Consider the following 14,802-nt stretch of genomic DNA (forward strand, 5'->3'; position numbering starts at 1 on the left):
CATCATACTAATGCACAATTAACTAACTTACGCTGAAAATAACTGGATGTTCGATTCGGAGCATGCGTTTAATGATAATGTTTATGGTACAGGCTTTATTGATCGCAGTGATAACATCTCTGAAATAAAAGACACCAAAATAACAGTGACGACTTTTGGTGCTGGTTTGTATTATGCAGACAAAATCAGTAGTAATATTCAAGTTTATGGCGGTTTTGATTTTGGCCAAAATAGTATTCGCACAGTTGTTAAAAATACTTCTGCTAAAGAGAACCGTTTCTTTTCGTACCGCCCAAAACTAGGCGTTGCATTAGCACTATCTGAACGTCTCGAAGTCGGTTTTAGTGCTGCTTATAATTTTGCAGATACAGAAGACGAAGTACACGATGATCAAGCTGTTTTCAATACGCCAGTGTTTGAAGATGTGGTTCGTTACCATGTCTTACCAGCGCTAACTGTAGGTGCTGCTTATAACTGGTCTTTTGATGAAGATAAAGTATTAGATTTAGGTAATGTACTGCTATCGGTTCGACTAAACTTCGAATAAAGATATGGAGTAATAGCTCTAAGTGTGGATAATAGTTCGTATTATAATGAAATTACGAGTAGACATTGATGTCGATTAAATCTATTTTATCTGCGCTAGGCTTAGTGACATTAAGCCCATTTGTTGCGGCGGAGTCTTTCTATCATAGCAATGTAGAGTTGAGCTATGCTGAGAATACATGGACGCTTAATACCGAAAATGAAATGTCTGAAAATCTGCATTTTAAAACATTGATTGATAGTAAAAGTGATATATCAGAAGTCAGTGATGCATCGGCTAAATCGACTGATATGGTGGTTGGATTAGCAAAAACATTGAAAGTCAGTGATTCAACGGAGCTATACGGTTCCATTAATCTTGGTGTCAGTGCATTAGTGGCAAGAGTAGACGGACATGAAAAAGACAAATCTGTCGCGATACTGACCTCTTCGGTATTGGGTGTGACTTATTCAACCTCACCGGTATATGAAATTGATTTCAACGTATCCTATGATATTGTAAACCTTGATCATGAAGTGGATAAAATTCAATCCATGTACAACGCAACCGCATTTAAAGTTGGTGTTAAATATCACATCAATTCAGCTATGACGGTTGGTGCAGGTTATCACTGGACGGCAACTGAAGCTGATAAGCTAAACCTGAACAATGTTGTATTATCATTCAGGCTTAACTTAGAACCCGTTGCGCTATTTATGCTTTAGGTTATGCTTTAAGGCAATAGGCAATAGGCAATAGGGTAGGTGTTAGATATTTTGGGTTAAGAAGTTAATAATGTAATCACTGGCTTCTTCACCTTCAGGGCAATGACCTGCTTTACCAAAAAAGACGGCTTTACCTTGCGATGACAATGCCGCGGTTTTTTTAACGTCTTCAGGCATAGCTACTGGGTCTTTATTGGTATTGATCGCAAGTAGGGGAGTATCGATTTTAGCAACCCCATCAAAATATCCTCTTGTGACTAATGAGTATTGCGCGGCGTTATTCTTATAATAAGTTTTATCACCCGGATCGCCACCCAAACGTGCGATTAAGGCATCGACAGACATGCTTGGGATAAAGTCTAATAACCCATAGTTACGCAGTGGGCCGTCAACCAGTGAGCAGCGTGCAACAACAGCTTTTAGTTTTGGCTGCTTAAGCGCAAAATCCAATAATGCAGGGCCACTACCTGAAGACCCGAGAACACCAATACGGTCATTATCAATATCAGGGTTTGCTGCTAGGTATTTAAATGCAGCTTGGTGTGACACGTCGAGTTCCCCCACCGTTAAGGCATGTTTGTAATCTAATCCGCCACCGGGCATATCAAACGTTAATACGGCATAACCTTTTGCGATGAGTTTTGATACCGACTCATGATGTTCGATTAATGTTTTATCGACACCACCAGACCAGATCACAGCAGGAAATTGACCACCTTGTTTTGGTAGATGCAGGATCCCCGGTACTGTATCACCTCCAGATAAAGGCAATTTAACCAAAGAGACATTATCACCTGCTAACTTCAGCGCTTTAACGTAGTTGTTTACCGCATTTTCTAACGCTAATAATTCATTTGGACGTTTTAAATTAGGATAACTGGCAATCAGATACATAGTCGACGCTTTCATGTAGGCTGCTGATGCAGCTCTAGGCTCTAGGCTCTGAGATCTGTTCTGCTTGAGCTAAAAGTAAATCAGCGGCTTGTGAAAATTCATAAGTCCAAAATTGAGGTTTGTTAAGATTATCCTGATCTCTTAACTCCCCGTTACCCTTAATATTTTGCATCACAGCTTTGATTTCAGCTTCTGTGAGACCGGATGTTGTCCAGTCTTCAAAACGCAAACCACGATAAAAATCTTTCTGGCTTACATCTAGGTTATTTTTAAAGCTTTCGTGACTGTTGATATTGGTGTCTTCAGCTTGAGCTGTAAACGTCACCATTGACGACATGAGCAATGGTAGGATTAATTTTCTCATTATAGTTATATCCCTAAACCTTGAGTTGTATCGTTAATATAATGTTATGAATGTCGAATAAATGTCATTTGAGAAGAGAACACTATTTTTTTGCCATAAGATAAACAAAAAAACCACCGCCAATGACAGACGTTACAATGCCAACAGGTAAATCTTGAGGCGCGATTAAGGTACGCGCAAGCGCATCAGCCCAAACGAGTAATAAAGCGCCAACCAACGCACTAATAGGTAGTACTTTGTTGTTATCAGCGCCCACAAAAATACGAACGATATGCGGCACCATTAAACCGACAAATCCGATAGCACCACTAAAGGCAACCATGGTGCCAGTGACGAGAGCACATAATAAGAAAACCATAAAACGCATGCGATTCACGTTCACGCCAAGGGTGATCGCTGTTTCATCTCCAGCCATAATGGCGTTAAGTGCACTTGCCCAAGAGAGCATAATGGGCAACGCCAAACATAACGCTATAAATGGATAAATAAGCTGTGACCATTGCGCAGCCCCTAAGCCACCTAACATCCAGAAAATAGCGGAGCCTGCCACTTTTTGATCGCCAACAAAGATCAAATAATTGGTGATAGACATCAGCATAAAGTGTATGGCAACACCACTTAAAATCAGTTTATGCTGTGATAACGATTGCCCTTGTTTTGCTAAATACAAAACCATTAGCATCGACGCTAATGCACCAATAAATGCGGCAATAGGGATACTTAAGGCACTGCTAAATACCGCAGCGAACGTCCCTGCATGTAAGATGACTGATACTGCGCCGAGTGATGCACCTGCCGATGCACCAAATAAATAAGGGTCAGCCATTGGGTTGCGGGTGACGGCTTGTAAGCAAGTACCTACCAAGGCTAAACCAGCACCGACAAGTACCGCAAGCAGAATTCGAGGTAGCCGAATAAACCATACAATGGACTCTTGCCCTTTGCTCCAATCGACGGCAATAGTGTCCGGTATTAATTTGTTAACGACAATCGATGTGATCGTTTTTATTTCAAGGGCGGTTGAACCGAGCGTTGTACTGACTGCGATTGATACAAGTAAAGCGCATATCAAAGCACAGACGATAAAATCGAGGGTGATGACCTGCTTGTTTAAGCGCGGTTTATTTTGCTCTTGGCTGCCCGGCTGTAATTCAGCGCTGATAGCTTTGCTACAAAGTGGGTTATTCATCTATTTAAAACGCTTTGGATGTAAATCATGGGCGAGTTGTTCAACCGCATCGACATTTTCAATACCGGGGGTTGCCGCAGTATAATTGATGATAGTAAAACGGTTTTGTTTGACTGCGGTTAAATTTGCTGTGATAGGGAAGCGTTTTAAGAAGGCAATATTGTCTTCTGCTTTGGATGATTCATAGTGAATGATAACGATGTGGTCTGGATCTGCATCGACAACCGTTTCCCAGCTCACCGCTCCCCAGCTGACAGCCAAATCATGGAGAATATTAATGCCACCCGCGGCTTCAATAATGGCATTTGGCGTAGCAAGACCACCGGCAGAGAAGGGTTTATCTATACCACTGTCATAAACGAATACTGCGGGCTTATTAACGCCGTATAACCGTGTGCTGATGACAGATAAACGCTGCTTAAAAGAAGCGATTAAACGGTCAGCTCTAGATTCAATATTGAATATCTTACCCAATGCATCAATGTCGTAAAAGGTATCTTCTAGGCTGCTGCTTGCTTTGTTCTGTACGTGTGCACAAGATTCTTTGATCAGGTAAGTTTTGATCCCAAATCGCGCTAGTGAGTCTGGCGTTGTCGGTCCCCCAATAGGCATACCGTAATTCCAACCGGAAAAGAAAAAGTCAGCGTCGATATTCAGTAGGTTTTCCACTGATGGTTGCTTCGCCGCCAGTTCTGATAAATTTGTTAGCTTTGCTGCAAGTGCGGGTGATATTTTATTGTATGCAGTGACGCCGGAGTAGGCCGCCATGCTCTCTTTTAAGTCGAGCGCGAGCATGATATTGAGCATGTTAATATCGTTGGGTACAGCACGTGTTGGAACGCTTGGATAGTCAACCATATCACCGCATACGTTAATTGATACGCCTACCGCTGAGAATGATGGAATGAATAATGCGATGAGTAAAATCTGTTTTAAGCTTGAGCATAATTTTATTGTCATAGTTAACTCTTCTTATCACCGTGACGTTAATACACGGCCGTTGTTGATTTAATCGGTGTTAAATAACGAATGTAGGGGATGTTGTTATCACCTTGCTGTTGCACAATCGTATCCATCGCAAAATACTGCTTCAATGTAGGCTGTGTTAGCACTTGCTTTGGTGTGCCTTGTGTTACGATTTCACCGTTATTGATCAGGTATAAATGATCACAATAACGAGCGGCAATGTTTAAATCATGTAAGGTGCATAACACCGAAATACCAAGCGATGTGATCAGATCTAACAGCTCATATTGATAATGAATATCGAGGTGATTTGTTGGTTCATCTAAAATGAGTAATTGTGGTTTTTGAACTAAGGCTCTTGCTAATAAGCAGCGTTGTTTCTCCCCACCGGAGAGGAGGTCGAAACATTGGTTTTTATTCGCAGTCAAATTGACTTTATGTAAAGCATCATCAATTCGATTCTTGCATGTGAGCGGGTTTGAAAATAAGCCACTGTGAGGTGTTAGTCCCATTGCGATCACTTCTTTAACGGTGAAGCCGAATTCAGCGGGCATTTCTTGTAATACCACGGCGACATGCTGAGCAACATGCTTGGCTGATAGGTGATGTATATTGACGTTGTTTAATAATACATGCCCTGAATCGGGTTTATTTCGACGATAAGCACAGCGTAATAGTGAGGACTTACCAGAACCATTTGGCCCGATAAGCCCGACAAATTGACCTTGTTCAACGGTCATATTGATATTGTTTAATATGGCTTTATCGGCAACAGACCAGTGAAGTTGATTAATCTGCAGATGCATAGATTATTCCCATTACAGTTAGATTAAATGCGTTCGCAGCATAACATGCTAGATCTTATCATTACTCAAATTTAATCACAAAGAGGTACGTCATAAAACCATCATTAACTGTTGATTTAATACTACTTTGTTGTCATTTAGTTTTATTCTGCTATTGGTATCCTTTACTGATTTTCTATCAACCTTGTTAGCGAGATTAAAATTGCGATAGACTACAGGCATATATCAATACAGGTTATAAAGACTCATGGAATCATTCGACAAAATATATCACCGAGCTGCTGAACGAAAAGGCGGAGAAGAGGCCTTAGCGTATTTAATATCGCAACCTCTGACCAATGCTGAGCTTGCTACGGTCGCAGACAGAGATGTATTGGCTGAATTTACACGCGCCATTTTCAAATCAGGATTTGTGTGGAGAATTATCGAGCACAAGTGGAGTGGCTTTGAAGAAGTGTTCTGGGGCTTTGATATCGATAAGTTAATATTAATGCCTGATGATATGCTAGAGCGTAAAGCGGCTGATACGAAGATTATTCGTAACTACACCAAGGTAAAAACAGTGCGTGATAATGCACTATGGTTGAAAGAAATTGGTGATGAATACGGCTCGGTTGCTAAGTGGTTAGCGCAATGGCCAGCGGATGATGTTGTTGGCTTGTGGCAATACATGAAAAAACACGGCAGTCGTTTAGGCGGTAATACGGGACCGTATGCATTACGCCGATTAGGTAAAGACACCTTTGTGTTAAGTACTGACGTTGAAGCTTATTTCCGAGGACATCAACTTATTGATGGTGGGTTAATGACAAAACGTAGTTTAACGACAATTCAGAATACGTTTAATCAATGGCAACAAGAGTCGGGCTATAGTTTGCAAGAACTCAGTCAAATCGTGGCTTATTCGGTTGGCGATAACCGTGTTGGATTTAGTGCCGAAACTGAATAACATTAAAGAGAATATTAAATGATGATTAAACCAATAAGTAAGTCAGTGTTTACTTTATTACTGTTGTTTTTCACCTTCGCATTACCGGTACAGGCGTTAACGGTTAAATTTACTGAAGCAGAACTGCAAGAGAAAGTATTGGCTGTGATGCCACTTGTTAAACAAACGTCATTCTTATCTGTTGAGTTGAGCAATCCAGTGCTGACGTTAGCGAAAGACAAGAATGACATTGAGTTGCGATTAAACGTGAAACTATTAACGGCAGGTTTAGAAAGCAGGGGGTATACACGATTAACCGGTTCGCTGAGCTACAAGGCTGAGGATGCTGCATTTTATGTAACGAATATGAAAGTACATGAAGTTAAAGTCGAAGGCATGCCTGATATATTTACTCCACAAGTGATGAGCATGGCGGAGCAGGTGGTTAATCCGGTATTAAATAAGATGCCAATATATAAGCTTCAAGATGATTTAACACAAACAATGCTAAAAGCGGTGCTCGAATCAATCGAAGTACGTAATAAAGAACTGATTGCGACACTTAAAGTGATTTAATTTACATATTTATAACGAAAGTTGAAAACCGCATAGCGACTTGTTATGCGGTTTTTTTTGGACTTAACATACTAAAACTACTCACAAATGGTTAATTATTATTCATGGTCAATAATAATTAACTTTTATACATAATAAGATTGAGATTTTTGTGATCTATACGCTATTATCCCTATTGAGGTATTTGTTGTCGATTGTTAATAAAAAACACTCGTTTATCGTGAATTTAAATTCTAATGGAAGGAGCTTTTATCGTGAAAATTAAACCGTCTGTAGATTCAACTAACGCATTAGAAGGTATGTGTGTTGGTGATAATTCTGATGGCATTAATAATGCACAGCAAGTGAACTGCAAAGGTGATAAAATTGAAAATATAGCGCAGCTATTAACGCATTTAGGTATGGATGATATAAAGCATAAATGTGATGCTTGTGATGTTGAAACACGCCAGATTTGTTTAGAAAAGATAAATGCAGCGAATAACACACCTCATCATGAAACAGCTAAAGTCGCGGCTTTAAAAATAGACACGATAGCGAATGAAGAACAAGCTGCGGTATTATTATCGAAACAAAAAAAACGAATAGTAGAAAATAAATTGATTTTAAGTAGTATTTTCGCCAGTGTCTTATGGGCGGTAATGACGCTGCAGTAAGCGTTTAATGTCACGACTATCAGCCCTTTTAAAGCAGGACTGATAGTAGCAAAGACTGACGGTTAACTCTCTATAGCTTGAATACACCCACCATGTCACCTAAGCGTACAGATAGATCTCGTAACGCATGACTTGATTTCGCTAAGCCTTCCGCTGTATCCGCAGTACACTGTGTGATTTCATTGATCTCTACAATATTTTGGTTGATTTCATTTACCACTGTTGATTGCTCTTCCGTTGCAGTTGCAACTTGCGTGTTCATATCTGAAATAAGGCAAATACGTTCACCAATTGATACCAACGCTGTTGAGGTATCTGTCGTTGCAATCGTACCTTGGTTGGTGAGCTCACGGCTTTTCAGCATAGCTGTCACGGCACTTGTGGCTTCATTTTGCAAATTATCAATCATGGTTTGAATTTCACTGGTTGATTGATCGGTACGACTTGCTAAATTACGTACTTCATCAGCCACAACTGCGAAACCACGGCCTTGCTCGCCTGCACGTGCAGCTTCAATCGCGGCATTCAGTGCAAGTAGATTTGTTTGTGCTGAAATACTGCTAATTACTTCTAAAATACTGCCAATCGCTTGGGTATTATTGGCCAGTGAATCGATAACTTGGCTTACTTCATCCACATCACCTGCAAGCTGGTGAATAACGTCACTCGCTTGTGTCACTACCTGTTGACCATCACGAGTTTCAGACTCGGCGTTATGGGCTTCACTCGCCGCGTTAGAGGCATTATTTGCAATCTCATTCACAGTCGCACCCATTTCATTAATGGCTGTTACCACAAGGAAGGTACGATCACGTTGGTCATGACTATTATCTAAGGTGATCTGCGCTTTGCTAGCAACCTCTGCGGCTGCTTCTTGTAGTGCTTCACCTGTGCGAGATACTTCCATCATTGAATCATGAATCTTGCTAATAAAGCTATTAAAGCCTAGTGATAGTTGAGCAATTTCATCCTGACCTTGTACATCAATACGCTGGCGTAGATCACCATCACCATGACCAAGTTCAGCAAATACAGTAGCAATACGCTGAATCGGACGTGTGATGTTATTACCTAACCAGATAGCAATGAACGTGAAAGCAAGGGCAATCATCAGCGTCCATAACATGATCTTATTATTGGCTTCTGACAAGCTAGCAAAGGCTTCTTTTGTTGGCAGTTCGGCGATTACATACCAATCCATAGAAGGAATGTAACTACTGGCAATAATACTTTCATGTCCAGAAATAGTCGCTTCACTCATATTAAAAGTGTTTGCTTGCAACAAGGCATTTGCAACTTCAGGATTATAAATACGACTTAAATCTGTGTTACCGATTTGTGCATTGTCGTTGTGTAAACGTACCGTACCATTTGCATCAACCAGGTAAACAAAACCCGTTTGCTCAAGTTTGAACTGGTTAATAAAATCAACCATATCATCGAGTGATTTTGATAGTCCAGCCATTGCCACACCGTTTAGCTGCTGGTAGTTGATGAATAGTTTAGTTTCACCACTGCGTTCTTTAAAGATGCTAACCGATTGTGCTTTATTACCGTTGGTAAAATCAAAGAACCAGTTGTCTTGTTGGCGATTAAGCTGACGTAAAAAACCATTTTGATTCCAATAGTTACCATCCGTGCGGTTAGCAATGGATGCATCAATCAATTGATATTGGCTTTTAACATCATTCAGGCTCTGTACTAACAACGCTTCTTGAGAGGGTGTTGTTGTACCTTGCAGGCGTTCGATAACAAAGCGGTTAGTCGCTAACTGTTGAGCCGCTTGTTGTAATGTTGATATTTCTTTATCGACCTCATTACGGATCTGCATTAACTTTGCAGGTAACTCTGACGTGGTTAAGCGTGTTTCTATTACCTCTCTTGCTAGGTTTTGACTAACAAATCCAACAAGTAAGGTCGCTGTAATGACGGCACTAATCATCGTAAAGATTAGTTTTTTCTTAATACTAAATTGACTGAAATTCATCCGGTAGTTGTCCTGGCCGATAAATAGGTGATTCAAATGAAAAAGTGCTTTAGATTTAGCACCTTAATTTGAATTATTATAATTAATTTTTAACATTATGCGTTAACTAACTTGGTTAACGGCAGCGTTAGTTAAACCTTTAGTGATATAAGCTAGGTTTGTGTGCTGTTTTAATTTATTAAGTGGTATTGTGTATAAAATTGATCATTTTTATAGTATAAGAGCGGGTTGAAGTGAGAATAATCAAAAATTAGGAATTGAAGATGTCTAAAATGTTTTTCAAAGGCCGTATTGACGCGCGACTAAACCACGTTAAATCAGGTTATAACACAAAGCGTGATATCAAACTTGGCACAGAAGAGTTGCCACTAAGCTTGGTTGTTAAAACTGCAGAGCGTAAAGCTGAAATTGAAGCTATTTTAGCTGAAACAACATTTGTTGCTAACATTGAAGTTAATGCAGACAAAGAAGAAAACACGGTTGATCTGGATGGAATGTTAAACAAGCCAAAGACAACAAGATTCGAAAAAACACCTAACCGCAATGAGCCTTGTTCATGTGGTAGTGGTAAAAAATATAAAAAGTGCTGTGCTTAAGCCCTCGCGCTGACCCCATTTTAAAATATTGTTTACAGTCTTTTCTATTAAGCCTTTAATTGTATAATTAAAGGCTTCTTTATATCCCTGACACTGAATATACAAAGTATCCGCATTTTTCGATTTTCGGCCAATATTACCGGTAACATCGGCCACTTAAGTCGCCATACAACCGCTGACATAATCAGTACTATTAATATAGCCTTATGTTACTAAAATTACGGTCATATAAATAAGGAGGTCTATATGAGTTTGTTGTATTTTTTTTGGTGGCTTGCGTCCATCAACTAAACTCGTACAGCACAGTTGCTGACAAGGATGCAAAGGAGATTGAATATAGATCAGCCTGGCAGGGGTGAAAGAAGTGCTTCTACACATTTAAGTAATGTTTCTTTATATTCAGTCTTTAGCATAAAAATAGCCTTATTCACATTTGTGGTAAGGCTATTTTTTTGTGGAAAATTATAACGAAATTATAAAATGCCTAAGTTTTGCTTTAATAGCTTTAGATAGCGGCGACTGACTGGTAACGTTTTTCCGCTGAGTGTTACGATTTCAGCTAAGCTATTATCCAAAAGTTGGATTTCTTTAATCGCTTTTAGGTTTACAAGGTACTGGCGATGGCAACGAATCAGCGGTGTTTTTTCTTCTAATACTTTTAGGGTCAATTGGCTGGTTGCTTCTTGCTGCCCGGTATTAATATACACACCAGATAGTCCACTGTATGCAAACTCAATGTCTTCGGTTGCGATGATCAGTATTCGATTATGGCCTACACAAGGCACATGCTCTAATTGCTTATGTATGAGGGCATTATAATTGGGTTGCTCTGTTGATTTAACCAGTCTTTCAACTGTTTTCTCGAGACGTGCAGGATCGACAGGTTTAAGCAGGTAATCAAAAGCGTTTTCTTCAAAAGCTTGTAAAGCATACTGATCATAAGCGGTTGTGAATACAACTTTAGGCATGGTATCTGGATTAAGCATAGATAACATTTTAATACCCGTTATTTGCGGCATTTGAATGTCTAAAAATATAATGTCAGGCTTTAGTTTATTAATAAACTGCAATCCTTCAATCGCATTTTCTGCCTGCTTTATTACTTGTATCTGCTTTGTTTCATGTAATAATTCAATTAACTCTTCACGAGCGTATTGTTCGTCGTCAATGACAATAGCATTAAGCATGAGTTAGCTTTCCTTATTCGTTGTTATTGTGCTTGTTGGCAGCAAAAATGAGACTTCAGTGAGTTTGTTTGCTGTTGTTAAAATTTGTAAGCTTGAGTTTTCATTAAAATGATTAATCAGTCTTTTATCTACTATTTTTAGCCCTAAACCATCTTTCGCTTTATCTTCTTCAGTCGTAATGAATGTACCGGCATTGTCGGTGACAAATATGCGTGTTCCGTTTTCTGTCTTTTGGCTGTAGATTTCTAATTTACCGGCACCTAACATGGTGGAAATACCATGTTTTATCGCATTTTCGATGAGAGGTTGCAGGGTAAAGCTAGGCAGTTTTATATCCATTAACTCAGGCTCAATATCAATGTTAACTGTGAGTCGGTCGGTTAATCTGGCTTGTTCTATTGTGAGGTAGGCATTGACATGGGAGAGCTCTTCTCGCAAGGTCACGGATTCAATATTCTGTTTAAGGTTACTGCGGAAAAATTGCGATAGATGCTGAATTAAGGCTCTGGCTTTATCGGGTTCTCGGCGTGTAACCGCACTGATCGTTGTTAATGCATTAAATAGAAAATGAGGGTTTACTTGGGCTTGTAATAGTTTTAGCTCTGCTTGTGTTAATAATGTTTGTTGCTGTTGGTAATGGCCCAATAGGATCTGACTAGAGAGTAATTGCGCTATCCCTTTTGCCATTGATATGTTGATATTAGAAAGTAGCTTCTGGTGTAGTTCGTATAATTTGATTGTGCCTACAACTTCATTGTCACCGTTGCGCAGCGGCAAAATGAAGGCTGAACCCAAACGGCACTTGCTATCAATTTGGCATTGGTAGACATTGGTTGTGCTATTTAAATCGATGATACGGTTTTCATTAATCGCTTGTTGAGTGTAATCGGAAATTTCGACCGTGGTATGATGTCGTTCTCCAATACCTATAAATGCCAATATATTATTTGTATCTGTAATCGCAACAGCTGCTACATTCGTCTCTTCATAGACGATACGAGCAATCGTTTTTGCACTTTCGGGGTTAAGTCCCTGATTTAGAATACCGACACTGCGATCGGCTATCCTCAATGCGCGTTGCGAAAATGAGGTGGAATACTTTTCGAAAATAGATTTTCTGTCCTCGATAATACTCATAAACAATACCGCGCCAATTGTATTAGCGGTGATCATCGGGATTGCAATTTGGCTTACCAGTAGAAAGGCTTGATCATAAGGCTTCGCGACAGCGAGCAAGATCGCCATTTGTGTCAGTTCTGCAAATAAAGTGACTAGAAAGATAATGTGCGGTTTGAATAGATAATTAATTTTATTTTTATGCAGCAGATATACATGGAGTAAACCGCCGATTAAGCCTTCAACGGATGTTGAAATTGCGCAAGCAAGGTCGGTAAAGCCGCCCATAAAATAGCGATGGATACCGCCTGTCATTCCCACTGCTAATCCGACAAGAGGGCCACCAAACAATCCGCCCATTACTGCACCTATAGCGCGAGTATTCGCAATTGCATCTTGGTACTGTAGTCCAAAGTAGCTACCCATAATGCAAAACATCGAGAAGATTAAGTAACAGCTAAACTTATCTTCCCAACGGGTCGATATATTTAATAGCGGTGTAAATATAGGTGTTTTACTGAGTAGATAAGCAAGCACCAGATAAACACACATTTGTTGTAATAGAGAGGGGATTAAATCCATAATGTCATCTCAATTTTATATATGAATAACAAACAGTAACGATACTTATCGAAATATTAGTAGAAGTAAGGTATTAAATGCGCTGTTTATTTATGAGTTAGGCAGCATACTACACACTTAGCAAAAAAACCTATTAAATATAACCGTTTAGCTATGTTTTAATTGTTTTTCGAACGAAAAGTGGCGGTTAGCCTAAATCAGAAACAGTTTGATGATGTTTTTTTACATTTCTGACACTATAAAGTTAATACTTTCAACCATATATACATAGTCTTTATACGAACTAATAGGTATAATTCATTCATCGCGACTGTAAATGGAATTAGTATGTCATTAATAAATCAGGTTATTCAAAACTTCCCCGGATTAATCGCGGTGAAAAAATTAAGTGGCGAACATATTGTCGTCAACGAGAATTATAAGAATTTTTTTCCATTTGATGTGCATGGATTAACACTTGATGACATTATAAGTAAAATCGAAAATGAAGATGTGATCGCTTTATTATTACAGTGCAAAGCGAATGATGATGTGGCTTTATGTGATCCAACCAAGGTCATTACTAGTATTGAAACTTTCAATGACACTAGCTTCGAATCTGTTCGTTATATAATGAAAGAGAATGGTGATGAGTTTATGGCGTTATTGTCATGGGACATTACCGAGAAAGTGAAGACTGAAAACAATTTAACCGCACGTTTACAGCGTGATGACTTGACTGGGATCGCGAATAAAACGGCATTAATGCAGCGTACTTTTAGTCATAATACTGTTGTGTATTTGGATTTAGATAATTTTAAACGGATTAATGATACGTATGGTCATCTAACAGGAGATGAAATGCTGATTAAGTTCGCCTCATTCATTAGTAACCAATTACGCGATTCAGACATAGTCTATCGTGTTGGTGGAGATGAATTTGTTGTCGTGTTTGAAAGTGTTGATGAAAATATGATTGCTGAGCGATTGACGCAAATACGAGATAGGATAGAACAAGATACTGAATTTTTAGGTATGTCATTTAGCTTTGGCATGCAAGTCATGCATCAAGATATTACCTTGCCTACCGCGCTAGGCGTTGCAGACAAACAATTGTATATGAATAAGCAGCAGCGTCAAAACAAGCGCTAATACGAAAGTTAGCAGTATAACCTCATACTGCTAACTACCGAATGACTAGAACGCCATTTCAAGATCTGTTTTCAATTGCACTAACTCACTGCAAACCGATGGTTCACCAGCATTAAAATCAAACGTCTTATCATTTAAAGCGCAGATTGTGCCGACTACGACACCTTGAGCGACTAACGGAAAACCAAGGTAAACACCTAAGTTAAATTTAACGTAATCTTCATTACCTTTCCATTCATCGTCAATACTTGCATCTGGAATAAATACTGGTTGTGCCGTATCTACAACGCGTTCGCAATAGAGTTCGTGGCAGCCTGGTTGTCTACTTTTAGGACCACAGTCACCCACATTATAAATAGGTTGTTCATTGGCAACGACAACTTCCATTGTGTCGGGTTTTGACTCCATGATCAGGATTGAATGTAAGCCTGAATTACTTGCAAGCGTGTTTAAACGCTCTTGCCATTCAGGGAATGACTGTTTGATGTTAACAAATGGCATATTGATTCCTTATATCCTTATTTGGAGTTACTTTTGATTATACGTATTAAGTGTGTTTTTTTAGTTGATTAG

General features: G+C 39.3%; 16 protein-coding genes. 7 read left to right on the forward strand and 9 right to left on the reverse strand.

Annotated features, from left to right (window positions below; translation table 11 throughout):
- Positions 1–46: 46 nt before the first annotated feature.
- Both HWV00_RS07355 and HWV00_RS07360 read left to right on the forward strand, forming a co-directional pair.
- Positions 47–547: a hypothetical protein gene (locus HWV00_RS07355; RefSeq protein ID WP_211685453.1), complete on the forward strand. Its 501-nt coding sequence runs from the start codon at positions 47–49 to the stop codon at positions 545–547.
- 68 nt (positions 548–615) lie between these two features.
- Positions 616–1,251, forward strand: coding sequence for an outer membrane beta-barrel protein (locus tag HWV00_RS07360; RefSeq protein WP_211685454.1), 636 nt, complete (start codon positions 616–618; stop codon positions 1,249–1,251).
- Between the two features lie 42 nt (positions 1,252–1,293).
- On the opposite strand, the gene HWV00_RS07365 is transcribed toward HWV00_RS07360, so the two are convergent.
- From HWV00_RS07365 to HWV00_RS07380, 5 genes are all read right to left on the reverse strand, one after another.
- A complete protein-coding gene (locus tag HWV00_RS07365) occupies positions 1,294–2,160 on the reverse strand; it encodes an alpha/beta hydrolase (RefSeq protein ID WP_255554953.1) in 867 nt (288 codons plus the stop codon).
- 19 nt (positions 2,161–2,179) lie between these two features.
- Complete coding sequence (locus tag HWV00_RS21425; RefSeq protein ID WP_255554954.1) at positions 2,180–2,509, reverse strand: hypothetical protein; 330 nt, start codon at positions 2,507–2,509, stop codon at positions 2,180–2,182.
- A gap of 82 nt (positions 2,510–2,591) precedes the next feature.
- The gene (locus HWV00_RS07370; protein ID WP_211685455.1) at positions 2,592–3,698 is read right to left on the reverse strand and encodes an iron ABC transporter permease; all 1,107 of its coding nucleotides are present in this window, start codon (positions 3,696–3,698) and stop codon (positions 2,592–2,594) included.
- Entirely contained in the window at positions 3,699–4,658 is a 960-nt protein-coding gene (locus tag HWV00_RS07375; RefSeq protein WP_211685456.1) for an ABC transporter substrate-binding protein, read from the reverse strand.
- Between the two features lie 26 nt (positions 4,659–4,684).
- The gene (locus HWV00_RS07380) at positions 4,685–5,470 is read right to left on the reverse strand and encodes an ABC transporter ATP-binding protein (RefSeq protein ID WP_211685457.1); all 786 of its coding nucleotides are present in this window, start codon (positions 5,468–5,470) and stop codon (positions 4,685–4,687) included.
- Between the two features lie 247 nt (positions 5,471–5,717).
- On the opposite strand from HWV00_RS07380, the gene HWV00_RS07385 reads away from it, so the two are divergent.
- The 3 genes from HWV00_RS07385 to HWV00_RS07395 all read left to right on the forward strand — a co-directional run bounded on the left by HWV00_RS07385 (position 5,718) and on the right by HWV00_RS07395 (position 7,630).
- Positions 5,718–6,419: a DNA-3-methyladenine glycosylase I gene (locus HWV00_RS07385; protein WP_211685458.1), complete on the forward strand. Its 702-nt coding sequence runs from the start codon at positions 5,718–5,720 to the stop codon at positions 6,417–6,419.
- Positions 6,420–6,437: 18 nt separating this feature from the next.
- Positions 6,438–6,974 (forward strand): DUF1439 domain-containing protein, encoded by a 537-nt coding sequence (locus tag HWV00_RS07390; protein ID WP_211685459.1) that lies wholly within the window; start codon positions 6,438–6,440, stop codon positions 6,972–6,974.
- A gap of 254 nt (positions 6,975–7,228) precedes the next feature.
- The gene (locus tag HWV00_RS07395) at positions 7,229–7,630 is read left to right on the forward strand and encodes a hypothetical protein (RefSeq protein ID WP_255554955.1); all 402 of its coding nucleotides are present in this window, start codon (positions 7,229–7,231) and stop codon (positions 7,628–7,630) included.
- Positions 7,631–7,700: 70 nt separating this feature from the next.
- Here the strand turns inward: HWV00_RS07395 and HWV00_RS07400 are convergent, their stop codons facing one another.
- Entirely contained in the window at positions 7,701–9,617 is a 1,917-nt protein-coding gene (locus HWV00_RS07400) for a methyl-accepting chemotaxis protein (protein ID WP_211685460.1), read from the reverse strand.
- A 263-nt stretch (positions 9,618–9,880) separates the two neighbouring features.
- Between HWV00_RS07400 and HWV00_RS07405 the strand changes: the two genes are divergently transcribed.
- Positions 9,881–10,213 carry a PBPRA1643 family SWIM/SEC-C metal-binding motif protein gene (locus HWV00_RS07405; protein WP_211685461.1) on the forward strand — a complete coding sequence of 111 codons (333 nt, stop codon included), beginning with the start codon at positions 9,881–9,883 and terminating at the stop codon, positions 10,211–10,213.
- A gap of 473 nt (positions 10,214–10,686) precedes the next feature.
- Here the strand turns inward: HWV00_RS07405 and btsR are convergent, their stop codons facing one another.
- Both btsR and HWV00_RS07415 read right to left on the reverse strand, forming a co-directional pair.
- A complete protein-coding gene (btsR, locus tag HWV00_RS07410; RefSeq protein WP_211685462.1) occupies positions 10,687–11,400 on the reverse strand; it encodes a two-component system response regulator BtsR in 714 nt (237 codons plus the stop codon).
- A gap of 3 nt (positions 11,401–11,403) precedes the next feature.
- The gene (locus HWV00_RS07415) at positions 11,404–13,098 is read right to left on the reverse strand and encodes a sensor histidine kinase (protein WP_211685463.1); all 1,695 of its coding nucleotides are present in this window, start codon (positions 13,096–13,098) and stop codon (positions 11,404–11,406) included.
- 327 nt (positions 13,099–13,425) lie between these two features.
- Here HWV00_RS07415 and HWV00_RS07420 point away from each other — a divergent pair, with 327 nt between their 5' ends.
- Positions 13,426–14,229: a GGDEF domain-containing protein gene (locus tag HWV00_RS07420; RefSeq protein WP_211685464.1), complete on the forward strand. Its 804-nt coding sequence runs from the start codon at positions 13,426–13,428 to the stop codon at positions 14,227–14,229.
- A gap of 45 nt (positions 14,230–14,274) precedes the next feature.
- Here HWV00_RS07420 and HWV00_RS07425 read toward each other — a convergent pair whose 3' ends face one another.
- Positions 14,275–14,730 carry a GAF domain-containing protein gene (locus tag HWV00_RS07425; RefSeq protein ID WP_211685465.1) on the reverse strand — a complete coding sequence of 152 codons (456 nt, stop codon included), beginning with the start codon at positions 14,728–14,730 and terminating at the stop codon, positions 14,275–14,277.
- Positions 14,731–14,802: the final 72 nt, after the last annotated feature.

This window comes from Moritella sp. 24, assembly GCF_018219155.1.
GTDB lineage: Bacteria > Pseudomonadota > Gammaproteobacteria > Enterobacterales > Moritellaceae > Moritella.

Coding starts and splice junctions, on each gene's coding strand:
- HWV00_RS07355 (WP_211685453.1), top strand. CDS start 47: ATGTTCGATTCGGAGCATGCGTTTAATGATAATGTTTATGGTACAGGC.
- HWV00_RS07360 (WP_211685454.1), top strand. CDS start 616: ATGTCGATTAAATCTATTTTATCTGCGCTAGGCTTAGTGACATTAAGC.
- HWV00_RS07365 (WP_255554953.1), bottom strand. CDS start 2,160: ATGAAAGCGTCGACTATGTATCTGATTGCCAGTTATCCTAATTTAAAA.
- HWV00_RS21425 (WP_255554954.1), bottom strand. CDS start 2,509: ATGAGAAAATTAATCCTACCATTGCTCATGTCGTCAATGGTGACGTTT.
- HWV00_RS07370 (WP_211685455.1), bottom strand. CDS start 3,698: ATGAATAACCCACTTTGTAGCAAAGCTATCAGCGCTGAATTACAGCCG.
- HWV00_RS07375 (WP_211685456.1), bottom strand. CDS start 4,658: ATGACAATAAAATTATGCTCAAGCTTAAAACAGATTTTACTCATCGCA.
- HWV00_RS07380 (WP_211685457.1), bottom strand. CDS start 5,470: ATGCATCTGCAGATTAATCAACTTCACTGGTCTGTTGCCGATAAAGCC.
- HWV00_RS07385 (WP_211685458.1), top strand. CDS start 5,718: ATGGAATCATTCGACAAAATATATCACCGAGCTGCTGAACGAAAAGGC.
- HWV00_RS07390 (WP_211685459.1), top strand. CDS start 6,438: ATGATGATTAAACCAATAAGTAAGTCAGTGTTTACTTTATTACTGTTG.
- HWV00_RS07400 (WP_211685460.1), bottom strand. CDS start 9,617: ATGAATTTCAGTCAATTTAGTATTAAGAAAAAACTAATCTTTACGATG.
- HWV00_RS07405 (WP_211685461.1), top strand. CDS start 9,881: ATGTCTAAAATGTTTTTCAAAGGCCGTATTGACGCGCGACTAAACCAC.
- btsR (WP_211685462.1), bottom strand. CDS start 11,400: ATGCTTAATGCTATTGTCATTGACGACGAACAATACGCTCGTGAAGAG.
- HWV00_RS07415 (WP_211685463.1), bottom strand. CDS start 13,098: ATGGATTTAATCCCCTCTCTATTACAACAAATGTGTGTTTATCTGGTG.
- HWV00_RS07420 (WP_211685464.1), top strand. CDS start 13,426: ATGTCATTAATAAATCAGGTTATTCAAAACTTCCCCGGATTAATCGCG.
- HWV00_RS07425 (WP_211685465.1), bottom strand. CDS start 14,730: ATGCCATTTGTTAACATCAAACAGTCATTCCCTGAATGGCAAGAGCGT.